Raw genomic sequence first — 15716 nt, forward strand, 5'->3', positions numbered from 1 at the left:
GGTCTGTCTCCTTTGGGCCTTGCGTCATTGCGCGGCCGGGTTTTTCCTTAATTGCATTTTAGGCAGGCAATATGCAAAACTGGCAGCTATGGAAAACACCAATGCCCCGCTGCGCCGCGCTCGCTTCACCCTGAACGGCGTCCCGTACACCTGCCTGGACCTGCCCGCCGAATACGGCGCGGACTACTTCCGGCTGCCGGTCGTGCTGCGCCTGCTGCTGGAGAACGCGCTGCGCAACATGCAGGGCGCCGAACGCGACGCCGCCGTTGCCGCGCTGTTCGGCTGGCTGGCGCACGGCACCAGCGAATCCGAGATCGCCTTCCAGCCTGGCCGCGTGCTGATGCACGACACCACCAGCACCCCCGCCTTGGTCGATATTGCCGCCATGCGCGACGCGCTGGCCGAGGCCGGCGTCGATCCATCGGTGTTGAATCCCGTGCTGCCGGTGGACGTGTCGGTGGACCACTCGCTGGCGGTCGAGGCCTATGCGCGCGCCGACGCGGCGCAAGCCAACCTGGACCTGGAACTGCGGCGCAACGCCGAGCGCTACCGCTTTCTGCGCTGGGCCTCCAAGGCCCTGTCCAACGTGCGCATCCACCCGCCCGGCACCGGCATCATGCACACGATCAACCTGGAGCAACTGGCCACGGTGGTCTGCCAGCAGCCGGGGCCGGACGGCACGGCGCTCTATCCCGACATGATGATCGGCACCGACAGCCATACCCCGATGATCAACGGCATCGGCGTGCTGGGCTGGGGCGTGGGCGGTCTGGAAGCGCAGACGGTCATGTTCGGCATGCCGACCATGCTGCGCATTCCCGACGTGATCGGCGTGCGGCTGACCGGCGCGCTCCAGCCCGGCGTCACGGCCACGGACCTGGCCTTGACCGTCACCCAGCGCCTGCGGGCCATCCACGTCTCCGGCGAGTTCGTCGAATTCTTCGGGCCGGGCGTGGCCACGCTGCCCGCCGGCAGCCGCTGCGTCGTGGCCAACATGGCGCCCGAGTACGGCGCGACCACCGGCTACTTCCCCATCGACGGTGAAACGCTGGCCTACCTGCGCCAGACAGGCCGCTCTGAAGATCACATCGCGCGCGTGGAAACCTACGCGCGGCTCACGGGCATCGCGCTGGATCCCGATGCCGAGCCGCGCTACACCCGCGTGGTCGATATCGCGCTGGGCGCAGTGCAGATGCACGTGGCCGGCCCCAAACGCCCGCAGGACCTGCACCCTTACGCGCAGACGCGCGAGATCCTGGCGGCATTGGATTTCACGCCGCGCGCGCACGCCGCCCTGCCCCGCCACGCCATCGCCATCGCCGCGATCACCAGTTGCACCAACACGTCCGATCCGCGCCTGTTGACGGCCGCCGGGCTGCTCGCCCGCAAGGCCCGTCAGGCCGGACTGCGGCCGCCGCACTGGGTCAAGACCTCGCTGGGCCCCGGCTCGCCCGCCGCCGCCGAATACCTGGCGCGCGCCGGTCTGCTGGAAGACCTGGCCGCGGTGGGCTTTGACATCGTCGGCTACGGCTGCACCACCTGCATCGGCAACTCCGGCCCGCTGCCGCCGGTCGTGCGCGAAGCCCTGGCCGACGGCGCCATCCACCCCGTGGCGGTGCTGTCCGGCAATCGCAATTTCACGGGCCGGATCCATCCGGATCTGGACCTGGGTTTTCTGATGTCGCCGCCGCTGGTCATCGCCTTTGCGTTGGCAGGCGACGCGGAAAGAGACCTGAGCCGCGAGCCGGTTCAAGTGACGCCCGACGGGCGCGCGGTGCACCTGTCCGAGCTCTGGCCGACGGAAGCCGAGATCGACGCCGCGCTGGCCGCCGGGCAACGACCCGACGACTATCGCGCCGCGTTCAAGATCGCCAGCGCGAACCCCGCCTGGCAGGCCCTGCAATCGCCCGCGTCGGCGCAGTTTCCGTGGGATCCCGCGTCCACCGCGTTGCGCCGCCCGCCGTTTGCCAGCACCGAGGCCGGCAGCCAGCTTGGCCGCTACACCGCGCATCCGCTGCTGGTCGTGGGCGACGACGTCACAACAGACCATCTGTCGCCCGCCAGCGCCATCCCGCCCGACAGCCTGATCGCGGATTTTCTGGTCGAACGCGGCGACGACCGCAACGACCTGAACGTGTTCGCATCGCGCCGCGGCAACTGGGAAGTGATGATGCGCGCCGCGTTCTACAGCAAGAGCCTGTCCAACCTGCTCTGTCCCTCGGCCCCCGTCGGCCACACCCTGCACGCGCCCAGCGGCCGGATCGAACCCATCTGGGACGCCGCCGCGCACTACGCCAAGGCCTCGCAGCCCGTCGTGCTGGTGGCGGGCGCGCGCTTCGGCACGGGGTCGTCGCGCGACTGGGCCGCCAAGGGTCAGCGTCTGCTTGGCATTCGCGCGGTGCTGGCGGTCAGCTTCGAACGCATCCACCGGTCGAACCTGATCGGCATGGGCATCCTGCCGCTGCGCCTGCCCGACGGCGTTACGCCCGCGACCCTGCAGCTGCAACCCGGCGACCGGATCGAGATCGACGCCGAGGCCGCCGCGCTGACGCCCCGCGCCGCCATCCCCGTGCGCATCCTGCGCGCCGATGGCCGGGCCGAACCGCTGACCGCCACCGCGGCCGTCGAGACCCGGCTGGAGATCCGCCTGTTGCAGATGGGCGGCGTCATTCCCGCTATTCTGTCGGACACCATTTCATCGGCCGTCCGCCACCCATGAGCGCGCAAACCAATACCGTCACGAAGATCCTGGACCTCATCAAGGAAGATCGGCTGCAGGAAGGCGCGCACCTGCGCGCGCAGAAGATCGCCGACCGCCTGCGGCTGTCGCGCTCGCCGGTCAACGATGCGCTCGGCATTTTGGAGCAGCACGGCGTGGTGGCGCGCAAGCCCAATCGCGGGTACTTCCTGCTGCGCGACTTCGATGTCGCCGGCGAGGCCCCCGCCGACATCGCGCCCCCGTCGGCGGACGACATCGTCACGCGGACGTACTTCGCGCTTGCCGATGAACTGCTGCGCGGCGAACTGCCGATGCAGTGCAGCGAAGCACTGCTGCGCACGCGCTACGCGCTGACCAACGCGCAAACGCAGGCGCTGCTGGGCCGCATTTCGCAAGAGGGCTGGGCACAGCGCCGGCCTGGCTACGGCTGGGAATTCTCGTCCATGATGACGACGCCCGACAGCCTGCTGCAGTCCTACCGGCTGCGCCTGGCGCTGGAGCCGGCGGCGCTGCGCGAGCCCGGCTTTCGCATCGAAAAATCCGTGCTGGCGCGCTGCCGCGCCGCGGAAATGCACCTGCTGAACGGCGGCATCGCCACCGACACCGCCGACCAGCTCCACGATCGCGGCGTACGTTTTCACGAGTCCCTGGTGGAAGCTTCCGGCAATCCGTTCTTCATCGACACGATCAAGCGCGTCAACCGCGTGCGCCGCCTGCTGTCCTACCGCTCGATGCAGGACCGCAGCCGCTACACGCAGCATTGCGATCAGCACCTGGCCATCCTGGATCTGCTGGAACGCGAACGCAACGACGAAGCGGCCGAGGCCCTTGCCGCCCATCTGCGCAGCACGCTCGACAACCTGGCCCGCATCAGCGGCATCCTGACTTCGTAGCGCCGCGCGTGGTGCGGCTGTTTTCAACTGGCTGAAAAGAGGCTCGCGCCATGTATGTCTATATCGGCTCCCGGACCACCCGGGAACGCAACGCCCGCGGCGAGGGCATCAGCGTGTTCGACTACGCGCCCGAAACCGGAACGCTGACGCTCAAGCAGGTCGTGGGCGGTCTGCACAACCCGTCGTATCTGCTGCCGCACCCGTCGCTGCCCGTGGTGTACACCGTGCACGGCGACAGCAGCGAAGTCAGCGCGCTGCGCCGCGATGCGCGCGACGGCACGCTGACGCCCTGGCACACGCAGGACTGCCAGGGCCGCAATCCCGTCCATCTGGCGCTGGGGCCGTCGGCCCGCTATCTGATGGTGTCCAACCATCTGACCGGCGCGCTGGCGGTGCTGCCCGTGGCGGCGGACGGCGCGCTGCAAGCCGTGTCGCAGACGGTGCCGCTGGCCGGTGAGCCGGGGCCGCACCGCAAGGAACAGCCGTTTTCCAAACCGCATTTCAACGTGCTCGACCCGTCGGGCCAGTATGTGGCGGTGCCCGACAAGGGGCTGGATCGGGTGTTTCTGTATCCCGCCGACGCGCACGGCATCGGCGCGCAGCCTGCCAGCGTCGCGGCCGCGCGCGAGGGCGCGGGGCCGCGCCATGCGGTCTTTCATCCGTCGGGGCGGTGGCTATATGTCGTCAACGAACTGGACAACACCGTCACGGCCTATGCCGTCGACACGGGCGCACTGCGCCCTTTTCAGGTGCTGCCCACCCTGCCCGACACCTACACCGGCAACAGCCGCGCCGCCGGCATCGCGCTGGACAACAATGGGCTGCACCTTTACGCGTCGAATCGGGGCGACGACAGCATCGCGGTGTTTCGCGTGGATGAAGACACCGGCCGCCTGACCCCCGTGCAGCACGCGCACACACACGGCAAGACACCGCGCTTTTTCACGCTGTCGCCCGACGGCCGGTTTGTCTTCGCGTTGAACGAAGACAGCGACACGCTGCAGCGGTTTCACGTCGATGCGGCCAGCGGCACGCTGGCGCACGACGGCTATGCGCTGTCCGTCGGCAGCCCGGTGTGCATGGTGTTCGCCAGCCGTTAGAAGTCCATCGATTTAAAAGTCCATCGTCGCCGACAGCATGACGGTGCGCGGCACGCCCTGCGAGATCGTGCCGTACGACGCCACGCCGGACCAGTAGGCGCGATTGAACACGTTGACGACGTTGGCGCGCAGCGTGACGTCCCGGCCCTGGACCTTGAGCGCATAGCGCGCGCCCAGGTCGAACGTCGTCCACGACGGCACGGACTGCGTGTTGGCTTGGTTGATGTATTCACGTCCGGTGTAGACCATGCCCCCCGTCAACGTCAGCCCGGTCACCCACGGCGTGTCCCACTCGGCGCCCAGGTTGACCGCGACGGTCGGCACGCCCACGGGCCGGTTGCCCTGCGTGGCCGCGCTGTTGGTGCGCGTCAGCTCGCCATCCAGGAACGTCACACCGCCCAACAGGCGCACGCCGCGCATCGGTTCGCCGGACACGTTCAGTTCCAGCCCGCGGTTGCGCTGCTCGCTATCGGCCGCATACACCCCGTTCGTGAGCTGCCCGCTGGGCTTGGTGATCTCGAACGCGCTCAGCGTCACCATCGCGCTGTCCAGCTCGACCTTGACGCCCACTTCCTTCTGCTTGGCCTTGTACGGCTTGAAGACCTCTCCCGCGTTGGTGGCGGTGGCAGGCGCGACGTCGCCCTTGCTCAGGCCCTCGATGTAGTTGGCGTAGAACGAGACGTTGTGCCAGGGCTTGATGACCAATCCCGCCAGCGGCGTGGTCGCGCTTTCGTCGTAGCTGACGGTACGCACGCCCGTGGCGCCGTTGAAGTTGCGCGATTCGATGCGCTGATGGCGCAGGCCCAGCGTCAACTGCGCGCGCTCGTCCAGGATGCTGAGGGTATCGGCCAGCGCCAGTCCGGACAGGTCGGAGGACGACACCTTGGGTACGTTGGCCGGCGCGGGAATGTGCTGCTCGGGACGCGTGATCGGGCGGTAGATGTTGGACGTGAGCGGTGTGCCGTTCACGCTGGCCTGCAGGTTGCGGTCGCTGTACAGGCTGCCCATGAAGCTGATCGCGTGGCGCACCGGCCCCGTGTCCAGCTTGGCGCGCAGCCCGGCGTTGTAGGTGCTGCGGTTGACCTGAAAACGGAAGTTGTTGGGCGTCACCACGGTGTCGCCGGCCTCGTTCACGATGGTGGGCGTCTGGTCCGACAGGCGCGACACGGTGGTGTCCGAGCCGCCCGCGTCCGCAAACACCGTCAGGCGGTCGCTGATGTCGTATTCCACGCGCAGCAGCGCCGATTGGCCGTCGGACTTCCACCAGCCCCACGGCTGCGTGGCGTTGCGGCGGCCGTCGGCCGCGCGCGGCACGGCAATGCCCGGCGCCACCAGGAATGGCCGCGTCGGGGCGTCGATCTTCTCGTGCTGCGTCAGCAGGTCCAGCGAGGCGCGCAACCGTTCGCCCTGGTAATCCAGCGACAGCGCGCCGATGGTCGTGCGCGATTTCATGTTGTCCAGCGGCGTATCGCCCTGCCGCTGCATGCCGTTGACCCGCACGCCCCATTCGCCCGCGTCGCCGAACCGGCGGCTCAGGTCGACCCGGGCGCCGAACTGCGAGTCGCCGACGTAGTCGGCCGACACGCGGGTCAGGTCCTCGGGCAGCGCGCGCTTGGGCACCATGTTGATAACGCCGCCCACCCCGCTGTTGGGCGACATGCCGTACAGCAGTGCGGCAGGCCCCTTCAGCACTTCCACGCGCTCGATGTAGTCGGTGAAGACGTGATAGTTGGGCGCGACGCCATAGACGCCGTCAAACGCGATTTCGCCCAGGTTGCCTTCGCCGATGGGAAAGCCGCGGATGTAGAACGAATCGGTCACGCCGCCGATCTGGCCGGTAAAGCGCACGGACGGCTCGACGGTCAGCGCGTCGGCCAGCGTCACGGCCTGGCGGTTCGCCAGCAGCTCCGACGTATAGCTGGTGACATTGAACGGCGTGTCCATCACGTCGCGGTTGCCCAACAGGCCCATCCGCGCGCCGCGCGCCACCTGGCCGCCCGCGAATTCGGCCGGCAACGCCGAGGGGCTGACGCCCGCCCCATCCACCGTCACGGCGGGCAGCACGGTGGTCTCGCCAGCGGCCACGGGCAGCTTGCGCAGCGAATACGTGCCGCCGCCCTGTTCGGCCAGCGCATAACCGGACCCCGACAGCAGCCGGGCGAAACCCTCGCGCACGGTGTAGTCGCCCTGCAGGCCGGCACTGTGCTGGCCCGCCACCAGGGCGGGATCAAACGACAGCGGCACGCCCGCACTGGCGGCAAACTGCGCCAGCACGTCGCCCAGCGGCCCCGGCGCAATGGCGTAGGACTTGCGCGGCGCGGCGCTGGCGGTCTCGGCCGCGAACGTGGGCGCCGGCATTCCCGAGGCCGCGAGCAGCGCCAGCCCCAGGCCGGCGGCGCGCACCAGCGACGCCGCAGGCGACAGGACGGCAATGCCGCGCGGCAGGCGGGGCGATCGGGAGAGTCGGGAAACCATGAAACGATCCTTCGTGGGGTGGGGTGGCGCGCATGTCGCGGCGGTTCACCCGGTACACCGGACGAAGCGGAAAAAAGTGTCAGCCGATCGGCGATTAATTTGTAACGGCGGCGCGCGGCGCAATCGTCGTCCACCACGGCGTCACGCGGCTGACCCGGACCGGCAGCGTCTTTTGCAAGAGACGCAGGCTGGCCTCGATGTCGTTCAACGGAAACGCCCCCGACACGCGCAGGTCGGCCACGGCCGGATCGCATCGCAGCACACCGTGGCGGTAGCGGCCCAGCTCGTCCACCAGATCGGCCAGCCGCCAGTTGCGCGCGGCCAGCATGCCGTCCGCCCACGACGCCGCCAACGCGTCGGCGGCGACCGGCGCCTCAGCACCACCGGCCGAGAAGACAGTCTGCTGGCCCGCCGCCAGCACGACGGTGCTGGCGTCCGCCCGAGCGGGCCGGACCTCGACCGCGCCCTCGTACACGGCCACCCGGACGCTGGCGCCTTCGTCGCGGACCATGAAGCGCGTGCCCAGCGCCCGCAGCACGCCCTGCGTCGTCTGCACCAGGAACGGGCGCGACACGGGCGCGGGGTCATGCCCCGTCGTCAGCAGGATTTCGCCCGCGCGCAGCCACAGCACACGTTGCGTCGGGGTGTAGTCGATGTCCACGGCGCTGGCCGTGTTCAGCACCAGCTGCGTGCCATCGGCCAGTTCGACGCGGCGCTGCTCGCCCGTCGCCGTGCGCAGGTCCGCGCGCCATTCGCGCCAGGGCAGCTCGCGCACGCCCAGCCACGCCGCCGGCCCCAGCACCAGCAGTCCCGCCAGCGCGCGCACGGCCTGGCGGCGTCCGGCGCGGTCCGCCTGCCGCAGCGCTTGCCCGCCGATCCGCGGCGGCACCTGGCCAAAGCCGCGCAGCATCGCCTCGGCGCGTTGCCAGGCGGCTTCATGATCGGCGCTGCGCGCCCGCCAGCGCGCCAGCGCCGCGCGGTCCGCCGCCGACAGCGTTTCGGACTGCAAACGCACCAGCCAGCCGGCCGCTTCGTGGAGGATGGCGGGGTCGATGACCGGGTTCACGCCGCATCCGCCTGATAGGCGATCAGGCACGCGGCGAAGGCAGCCTGCATATGGCGTTTCACGGTGGACAGCGACACGCGCTGCTTGCGCGCGATCTCGTCATAGCCCATGCCGTCGAACTGCGACAGCAGAAAGACTTCCCGCGTGCGGGCGGGCAGCGAACGCAGCGCGGCGTCGATGGCGTGCAGCGTTTCCAGGATCAGGGCGCGCGCCTCGGGCGATGGGGCCTCGGCCTCGGGCACGTGCGCCACGGCGGCCAGGTAGGCGTCTTCCACCGCGCGGCGGCGCCAATGGTCCGCCACCAGGCCCTTGGCGATGTGGGTCAGCAGCGCGCGCGGCTCGGCGCCGGTGTCGTCGCGGCGCCGGCCCGCCATCAGCCGCACGAAGGTGTCGTGCGCCAGGTCCGCGGCGTCGAAGGAACTGCCCAGCTTCTTGCGCAGCCACATCGAGAGCCAGCCATGGTGCTCGCGATAAAGCTGGGTGACGTTGTCGGCGGATGGGGATAGCGGCGCAGGCAAGGCGCACCTCGGCATATGTGCAAATAGGAATTGTTCTTATTCTATACGAGCCGCCTGTCCGCGCACACGCGCCCAGGTGCTGCGATAGAATCGGTCACCTCCCCGCCACCCTATCGAGCGCCATGCAGAACGACCCGTCCGTGCCTCTGTTCCTTGCCAGCGGCGGGGAAATGGGCGCACGAGTCAGCCGCCACGACTGGGCGGCCACGCCACTCGGTCCCATCGCTTCCTGGCCCGCCTCGTTGCGCATTGCCGCGAGCATGGTGCTGTCATCCCGGTTTCCGTCCTGCCTGGTCTGGGGCCCCGAGCTCATCTCGATCTACAACGACGCATTCGTTCCCATCCTGGGCGCCAAACCCGACGGGCTGGGCCGTCCGTTCGATGAGATCTGGCGCGAAGCCTGGTCGCTGATCGGTCCGATCGCCGAACGCGCCTATGCCGGCGAGGCCACCTTCATCGAGGACTATCCGCTCGTCGTCCATCGATACGGCCGCGCCGAGATGGCCAACTTCACGTTCTGCTACAGCCCCGTGCGCGATGAAAACGGCGATGTCGCCGGCATGATCGACACCGTCATTGAAACCACGGCGCGGGTCGGCGCCGAAAAGGCCCAGGCCGACGCGCTGCGCCTCGCCGAAGAGGCCCTGCGCCAAAGCCAGAAGATGGAAGCCATCGGCCAACTGACGGGTGGCGTCGCGCATGACTTCAACAATCTGCTGACGGGAATCTCCGGCAGCCTGGATTTCCTGTCCCAGCGCCTCGCGCAGGGGCGGACCGATGACCTCGGCCGTCACATCGCGGTGGCCAAAAGCGGCGCCGACAAGGCGGCCGTCCTGACACGGCGCCTGCTGAACTTTTCGCGCCGCCACCCGCTTGAGCGCACGGCCGTGGACATCAATGATGTCATCGCCGACATGGAGGCGCTGATCGCGCGCAGCGCCGGAGCGGCGGTCACGCTGGACGTGGACTGCGCCGCCGGGTTGTGGCCGGTCTGGGTGGACGCGCATCAGCTTGAAAATGCGCTGCTGAATCTGTGCCTGAATGCGCGCGACGCCCTGTCCGCCAGCGGCACGCTACGCATCGCGACATGCAACGTGACCCTGGACGCCGAGGACGCGCGCGAGCGCGGCCTGCAACCGGGCGACCACGTCCGGCTGCGCGTGTCCGACACGGGGTGCGGCATGACGGCCGAGACGATGCGGCGCATGTTCGAGCCCTTCTACACCACCAAGCCGGCCGAGCGCGGCACCGGCCTGGGACTTGCGCTGGTTCACAACTTTGTCCGTCAATCCGGCGGGCATATCCAGGTGCGCTCGCAGCCGGACCAGGGCACGGATATCGACCTTTACTTTCCGCGCCACGGCGGCGCCCGCATCGAGGTCGCCGCGGACACGGCATCCGCACTGCCGCCGCGGGCCTTGCAGGGCGGAACGGTGCTGCTGGCCGAGGACGATCCGGCCGTGCGCGAAGTCACCGCCGAAGTGCTGAAGGAAATCGGCTTCGACGTGATCGAAGCCACGGACGGCGCCAGCGCGCTCAAGCATCTGACCACAGAGGACCGGATCGACCTATTGGTCTGTGACCTGGCCTTGCCGGGCGGCGTGAACGGGCGGCGGGTGGCGGAGACCGGCAGGACATTGCGGCCGGGAATGAAGGTGCTGTTCATCACGGGCTACGGCGAAACCGCCGAGGGGGACAACGCGCCGGCGGCGGATGCGCCCGTGTTGCTGAAGCCATTCACCCTGGATGACCTGGCGGGCCAGGTGCATGCGCTGATGCGCTAATGCGCTGCACGCCGCCGGGGGATGCTCACGCGGACGGCAGGCGCCGGGTCGTGCGGATCCAGAACAACCCCGCCCCCGACAGCAGCAAGGCGAACAGCAGATACGCAAAACAGATCAGCAGGCCGAAGAAATAGTAGCGGTCGTAGACGCTGGCCGCCCACCACGCCACGCCGCCATACACCGTCATGACGATGAACGGCAGCCACAGCACCGCCACGCCGGCGCAGCGCCAGCCCGGGGTGTTCAAGCGCGGAAATCGATGGGGCCGGGCGCGCACAAGCAAAGCCAGCGCCGACAGCGCCGGCAGCACAAAGGCCAGCACCGCCAGCACCAGCAGGCCGGCATCCAGGAACGTCGCCACGGACTCGCGCAAAATCAGCTCCTTGCACGGCGCGCACGGGTGGCGCCGTCCCGGACGTTATACACGAGCCGCCGCGCGGGTCCTTACAGCTTGGGCGCGTAGCGCACGGTCAGCATCACATTGCGAGGCTCGCCGTAGTAGTTGTTGCTGGACAGCGTGTTGTACGAAGGCACGTAGTATTTCTTGTCGAACACGTTGTTCACGTTCAACCCGAAGCTCAGTTCCGGCGTGGCCTGGTAACCCAGCCGCGCGTTCCAGATCGTGAATCCCGCCAGCTTGAATTCGCGGTCCGAGCTGATCGTCGACGTCTGCGTATTCACGCCGGCGCCCACGCTCAAACGGTTCCACGTGCCCGGCAGCCTGTAGTTGGCCCACAGGCGCAGCATGTGCTTGGGCGTCCAGGTACTGAAGACCTTGCCCTGGTTGTCCGGATCTTCCAGGAACTTGGTGGTGTTGTAGGCGTAGCCGGCATACAGCTCCAGCCCCTTGACCACTTCGCCGGAAATCTCGGCCTCGACGCCCTGGCTGCGGACCTTGCCGGCCGCGCGCGAGCAATACCAGCCGTTGCAGGCAAACCCGGCGTCGTAATCGTTGACCGCGCGGTTCTTGTGGTCGTAACGGAACAGCGCAAGCAGCGTATTGACCCGGCCGTCCGCCAGCTCGCCCTTCACGCCGACCTCGTAGTTGTTGCCCTCGATCGGCTTGAGCAGGCTGCCCGACACCGTGCGCTGGGTCTGCGGCTCAAACACCGTGGTGTAGCTGCCGTAGACCGACCAGTTGTCGGTCAGCGAATACACGATGCCGGCGTACGGAATGAACTCGCCCGAGGTCGACGACGTCGTGGTGTCGTCCCCGCCGCGGTAGCTGTAGTCGAACCAGCCGACACGGCCGCCGCCGATCAGCGCCAGGGACTGCGTGGGCTTGACGCGCCACGTGCCGTAGATGCCCTTCTGCCGGATGTCGTATTCGCTGCGCGAATCGTAGCCGCTGGCGGCGACGATGGAATCGATGTCCTGCCACGGACGGTGATGGTCCAGATCGAAGATATTGCCGCCGCTTTCCCACGAGCGGGTGAAACGGTCATTCGTCGTGAGCTTGGAGTAGTTGGCGCCAATCACCACTTCCTGCGCCATGCCCCAGGCGTTGAAATCACCCGCCAGCGACATGTCCATGCCGCGCTGGCGGCTCGTGAAGTCCACGCCGAAATTGCCGTAGTCCATTCCGCTGCCGTCACGCTGCACGGGTCCGGTCACGCGCTGGTGCACGGTCGTGTTGTCTTCGTCCATCGCCACGCCGGCAAGCCGGAATCGCCACGCCGAATTGAAGCGATGCGTGACGTCGGCGTTGAAGATGGTCTGGTCGTTGGTGGCGCGGTTCCAGGTCGCGCCGGTGAACGTCGAGCGCGGCAAATCGATGCTGCCGCCATCTTCGAAACGGGGATAGCCGACGAACATGGGCCGCGACTTGCTGTACCGGTTGCTGACGCCCAGGCCCACCGTCGTGTTCTCGGTGATGTCGTAGTCCAGCGCGGCGTACAGGTTGCGCGTCCTTTCCCACACGTAGTCGATGTACGAATGGCTGCGGTCTTCGTCCAGCACCACACGTCCGCGAAGCGTGCCCGATTCGTTGAGCGGGCCGCCTGCATCCAGCGTCAGGCCGTAGTGATCCCATGACCCCACCTTGCCCGTGATGACCACCGAGGGTTCGGCGCCACCGCGCTTGCGCACCAGGTTGATCGCGCCGCCGGGGCTGCCCGCGCCTTGCAGCAGGCCGGCCGCGCCGCGCAGGATCTCCACGCGGTCATAGAACACCAGCGAATCCTGCTCCCAGTTGCCCAGGCTGTAGCTGTTGCGCAGCAGGGACACGCCGTCGTATTGCAGCAGATCCACGGGGAAGCCGCGCGAATTGATCGCGACGCCGGCGCCCACGCCCTGCACGCCCACCATGCCCGCCGTGTTGTTGACGGCGTCGGGCAGGCTGGTCATGTCCTGGTCGTCCATCCGCTGCCGCGTCAGCACGGTGATGGACTGCGGAATGTCTTTGAGCGCCTGCGGCGTCCTGCCGATAGTGACCGCCGGCGACGTGTACGAACCCGTGCCGTCCGTCGTGGTGTTGTAGGTGCCGGTCACCGTCACGGGCGCCAGCGTCGCGGCCGCCTCGGCCGGCGCCTGCCGCAGTCGATAGCCGCCCTCGGCGCGCGCAACCGCTTCCAGGCCCGTGCCGGCCAGCAGGCGCTCGAGCGCGGCGTCCACGGCGTACGTGCCCGTCAATCCTCGCGTCGAGGCGCCGGCCGTCAGGCCCGGATCGGACGCCACCATCACGCCCGCCTGCACGCCAAACGTGCCCAGCGCTGCGCTCAGCGGCCCGGCGGGAATGCTGAACGCAACGGCACGCGGCGCCTGGGCCTGAGCCTGGGCATGGACCGCCACCGGCGCCAGGACGGCGACCGCGGCAAGCGGCGCGAAACGCCGCAATGCGGCGCTCAGCGCCGTGCGGCGCAGGGGGAGGCGGACAAGCGCCGCGGCGCTCGCGGCGCGGACAGGACGAGGTGACATGAAAGGGTTCCCAGGCTCATGAAAGGTCGGTGCAGCCACGACACACGGGGCTGCTTTCCTTACATGAAGCGCGAGATCGGGATATCCGCCGTTGCTGTTACAAAAAAGCCGGCGACGAAGGAAACGCGGCTCACCGAGGGACGAGAATCACAGGGCAACGCGGTTCACACGTGGCTCACCGTTACCCAGTAACGCGTATAGCGGCGCACCTGCACCGGCAGGATTTCCTCAAGCATGGCCAGCACCTTGTCGGTGTCGCCCAGCGGGAACGCCCCCACCACGCGCAGCCCGGCGGCTGCGTCCGTGCAATGCAGCAGGCCCGGGCGGTAGCGGCCCAGCTCGTTCAAGAAGGCGGACAAGGGCATTTCGTCCGCGATCAGCATGCCGTCCAGCCAGGCGGACACGCCGGGCTCCAGTGTCCCCGGCGCAAAGCTGCCGCCCGCGGTGAATTCCGCCTGTTCGCCGGCCCGCACGCGCCGCGGCGCCGTGTCCGGCGCCAAACCGCGCACATCCACCGCGCCTTCCAGCACGGCCACCCGCATGCGGCCCGCCTCCAGGTCGCGCACCAGAAAGCGCGTGCCCACCGGCGTCACCACGCCCCCGCGCGTGCGCACGCTGAACGGCCTGCCGTTCGCATCGCGCGCGGTCGCGATCAGGATTTCGCCGTGCAGCAGCACCAGTTCGCGCTGGCTCGCGGTATAACGCAGGTCCACCGCGGTGCCGGCGTTCAATTCGAGTTGCGTGCCGTCCGGCAGCGTCACTGACCGGCGTTCGCCGGTGCCGGTGCGCAGGTCCGCCGACAAGCGGCGGATCGCGTCACGCTCGCCCACGGCCCACGCGCCCAGACCCACGCCAACGGCAGCGAACATCAGGCGCATTGCCGTACGGCGGGACTGGATCAGCGGCGCCTGCAGCAAGGTGCGCGACGCCACCGACGGCCCCGCCTGCGCCACGCCCGCGGCCACGTCGCGCGTCAATGCGCCCAGCCGTTGCCAGGCCAGTTCGTGGGAAGGCTCCGCCCGCCGCCAGCGCTCGAAGCGTTCGCGGTCGGCGGGGCTGGCGTCTTCGCGCAGACGCGCCCACCAGTCCGCGGCCTGCCGGATCACCTTGGGATCGATGGCGCCCGCCTCGGGCGCGTGCGGCCGCAGCAGCTTGGCGTTGTCCATGAATGCGGGGATCAGCCGTACACGGCCGTGTAGCAGTGCACCAGCGCGCGCGCCAGGGACTTCTGCACGGCGTTGGGCGTCAGGCCCAACTGCTGCCCGATCTCGGCATACGACAGGCCGTCGATCTGCGCCATCAGGAAGATCCGGCGGCTGGTCATCGGCAAGGCGTCCAGCAGTTCGCAGACTTCCGCAAGCGCCTCCAGGATCAGCGCGCGGGCCTCGACCGAGGGTTCGACCGCCACCGGCTGCAGCGCCAGCGTCTCGGCGTAGGCGGCTTCCAGCGCGGCGCGGCGCGCCCGGCCGATCAGCAAGCGGGTGGCGATGGTGCGCAGGTAGGCGCGCGGTTCATTGAGCGGTTCGCGGACGTTGGCGCGGATCAGGCGCTCGAACGTGTCGTGCGCCAGGTCGGCCGCATCCGACGCATTGCCCAACTTGCGGTGCAACACGCCCCGCAGCCATTGGTGATGGGCCTGATAAACGGACTGCACCTCTGCACGAGAGGCAAATGAGGAGGATGGCATGGCGGTGCGGCCCGGCGTCGCCGCCTGAGAGCAAGACGAGATGAAAATGATTCGCAATTATAGATGCGGTTTCCGTCTTTGCAAGGCTCTGCCCCACATGCCAGCCGTCTGGCGGCGTGGCGCCGCTAGTAGTCCATCGGGACGTGGCTCTGCGCGGCGCGTATCTCCTGTATATGGCGTTCGGCTTCCTGGCGTTCGATGGCGGGCGGCAGCGCGCGCCAGCTCACCAGGTTGCCCGGCGTCTTCAAGGGCATCCAGCCCAATACGCTGTACAGCGAAATCGCGGTGCTGCCGGTATCGAGCCGCGTCTCGTAATAACCCTGGCGGTCCGGCACGGTGTCGCCGGGCGTCCAATCCAAATGTGGCATCCAGGTCTCCTCCTGGTGAAGCTTATGTGCAAGGACGCGCGGTCCTCGCAGGGCGGATCTCACTGATCGTATAGCGTCCGGTTCCGCTTGTCCCCTGTCAAAAAGCCAGAATTTCCCATTCTTGACAGAGGGGAATCCCTAGGCAGCCAGCAAGTTTTTGCATTGCTAAAGCCCGAACACAGGCGCTAGC

General features: G+C 68.4%; 12 protein-coding genes. 4 read left to right on the top strand and 8 right to left on the bottom strand.

Annotated elements, in window-relative coordinates:
- Positions 1–88 precede the first annotated feature (88 nt).
- The 3 genes from acnA to CLM73_RS22705 are packed head-to-tail and all read left to right on the top strand — an operon-like array spanning position 89 to position 4712.
- Complete coding sequence (gene acnA, locus CLM73_RS22695) at positions 89–2719, top strand: aconitate hydratase AcnA (RefSeq protein WP_105240338.1); 2631 nt, start codon at positions 89–91, stop codon at positions 2717–2719.
- Positions 2716–3612 (top strand): GntR family transcriptional regulator, encoded by an 897-nt coding sequence (locus CLM73_RS22700; RefSeq protein WP_105240339.1) that lies wholly within the window; start codon positions 2716–2718, stop codon positions 3610–3612. Before acnA ends, CLM73_RS22700 begins: the two co-directional genes overlap by 4 nt.
- A 50-nt stretch (positions 3613–3662) precedes the next feature.
- Positions 3663–4712 carry a lactonase family protein gene (locus CLM73_RS22705; protein ID WP_105240340.1) on the top strand — a complete coding sequence of 350 codons (1050 nt, stop codon included), beginning with the start codon at positions 3663–3665 and terminating at the stop codon, positions 4710–4712.
- Positions 4713–4724: 12 nt separating this feature from the next.
- Here the strand turns inward: CLM73_RS22705 and CLM73_RS22710 are convergent, their stop codons facing one another.
- The 3 genes from CLM73_RS22710 to CLM73_RS22720 all read right to left on the bottom strand — a co-directional run bounded on the left by CLM73_RS22710 (position 4725) and on the right by CLM73_RS22720 (position 8771).
- The gene (locus CLM73_RS22710; protein ID WP_105240341.1) at positions 4725–7187 is read right to left on the bottom strand and encodes a TonB-dependent receptor; all 2463 of its coding nucleotides are present in this window, start codon (positions 7185–7187) and stop codon (positions 4725–4727) included.
- 94 nt (positions 7188–7281) lie between these two features.
- A complete protein-coding gene (locus CLM73_RS22715; protein WP_105240342.1) occupies positions 7282–8253 on the bottom strand; it encodes a FecR domain-containing protein in 972 nt (323 codons plus the stop codon).
- Entirely contained in the window at positions 8250–8771 is a 522-nt protein-coding gene (locus CLM73_RS22720; RefSeq protein WP_325048240.1) for a sigma-70 family RNA polymerase sigma factor, read from the bottom strand. Before CLM73_RS22720 ends, CLM73_RS22715 begins: the two co-directional genes overlap by 4 nt.
- 122 nt (positions 8772–8893) lie before the next feature.
- Between CLM73_RS22720 and CLM73_RS22725 the strand changes: the two genes are divergently transcribed.
- Positions 8894–10555: an ATP-binding protein gene (locus CLM73_RS22725; protein WP_234015714.1), complete on the top strand. Its 1662-nt coding sequence runs from the start codon at positions 8894–8896 to the stop codon at positions 10553–10555.
- Positions 10556–10580: 25 nt separating this feature from the next.
- On the opposite strand, the gene CLM73_RS22730 is transcribed toward CLM73_RS22725, so the two are convergent.
- The 5 genes from CLM73_RS22730 to CLM73_RS22750 all read right to left on the bottom strand — a co-directional run bounded on the left by CLM73_RS22730 (position 10581) and on the right by CLM73_RS22750 (position 15526).
- Positions 10581–10928 (bottom strand): hypothetical protein, encoded by a 348-nt coding sequence (locus CLM73_RS22730; RefSeq protein ID WP_105240344.1) that lies wholly within the window; start codon positions 10926–10928, stop codon positions 10581–10583.
- Between the two features lie 71 nt (positions 10929–10999).
- Complete coding sequence (locus CLM73_RS22735) at positions 11000–13471, bottom strand: TonB-dependent siderophore receptor (protein WP_105240345.1); 2472 nt, start codon at positions 13469–13471, stop codon at positions 11000–11002.
- 164 nt (positions 13472–13635) lie between these two features.
- Positions 13636–14637 carry a FecR domain-containing protein gene (locus CLM73_RS22740; RefSeq protein ID WP_105240346.1) on the bottom strand — a complete coding sequence of 334 codons (1002 nt, stop codon included), beginning with the start codon at positions 14635–14637 and terminating at the stop codon, positions 13636–13638.
- Positions 14638–14648: 11 nt separating this feature from the next.
- On the bottom strand, positions 14649–15125 hold the full coding sequence (locus tag CLM73_RS22745) for a sigma-70 family RNA polymerase sigma factor (RefSeq protein WP_234015715.1): 477 nt from the start codon (positions 15123–15125) through the stop codon (positions 14649–14651).
- Positions 15126–15283: 158 nt separating this feature from the next.
- On the bottom strand, positions 15284–15526 hold the full coding sequence (locus tag CLM73_RS22750; RefSeq protein ID WP_105240348.1) for a hypothetical protein: 243 nt from the start codon (positions 15524–15526) through the stop codon (positions 15284–15286).
- Between the last annotated feature and the right edge of the window lie 190 nt (positions 15527–15716).

It is taken from the genome of Achromobacter spanius (genome assembly GCF_002966795.1).
In the GTDB taxonomy this organism is placed as follows: domain Bacteria; phylum Pseudomonadota; class Gammaproteobacteria; order Burkholderiales; family Burkholderiaceae_B; genus Achromobacter; species Achromobacter spanius_D.

What these genes read in the sequence shown, in the direction of transcription:
- CLM73_RS22725 (WP_234015714.1), top strand. Translation starts at nt 8,894, where the DNA reads ATGCAGAACGACCCGTCCGTGCCTCTGTTCCTTGCCAGCGGCGGGGAA.
- CLM73_RS22710 (WP_105240341.1), bottom strand. Translation starts at nt 7,187, where the DNA reads ATGGTTTCCCGACTCTCCCGATCGCCCCGCCTGCCGCGCGGCATTGCC.
- CLM73_RS22750 (WP_105240348.1), bottom strand. Translation starts at nt 15,526, where the DNA reads ATGCCACATTTGGATTGGACGCCCGGCGACACCGTGCCGGACCGCCAG.
- CLM73_RS22740 (WP_105240346.1), bottom strand. Translation starts at nt 14,637, where the DNA reads ATGGACAACGCCAAGCTGCTGCGGCCGCACGCGCCCGAGGCGGGCGCC.
- CLM73_RS22735 (WP_105240345.1), bottom strand. Translation starts at nt 13,471, where the DNA reads ATGTCACCTCGTCCTGTCCGCGCCGCGAGCGCCGCGGCGCTTGTCCGC.
- acnA (WP_105240338.1), top strand. Translation starts at nt 89, where the DNA reads ATGGAAAACACCAATGCCCCGCTGCGCCGCGCTCGCTTCACCCTGAAC.
- CLM73_RS22700 (WP_105240339.1), top strand. Translation starts at nt 2,716, where the DNA reads ATGAGCGCGCAAACCAATACCGTCACGAAGATCCTGGACCTCATCAAG.
- CLM73_RS22705 (WP_105240340.1), top strand. Translation starts at nt 3,663, where the DNA reads ATGTATGTCTATATCGGCTCCCGGACCACCCGGGAACGCAACGCCCGC.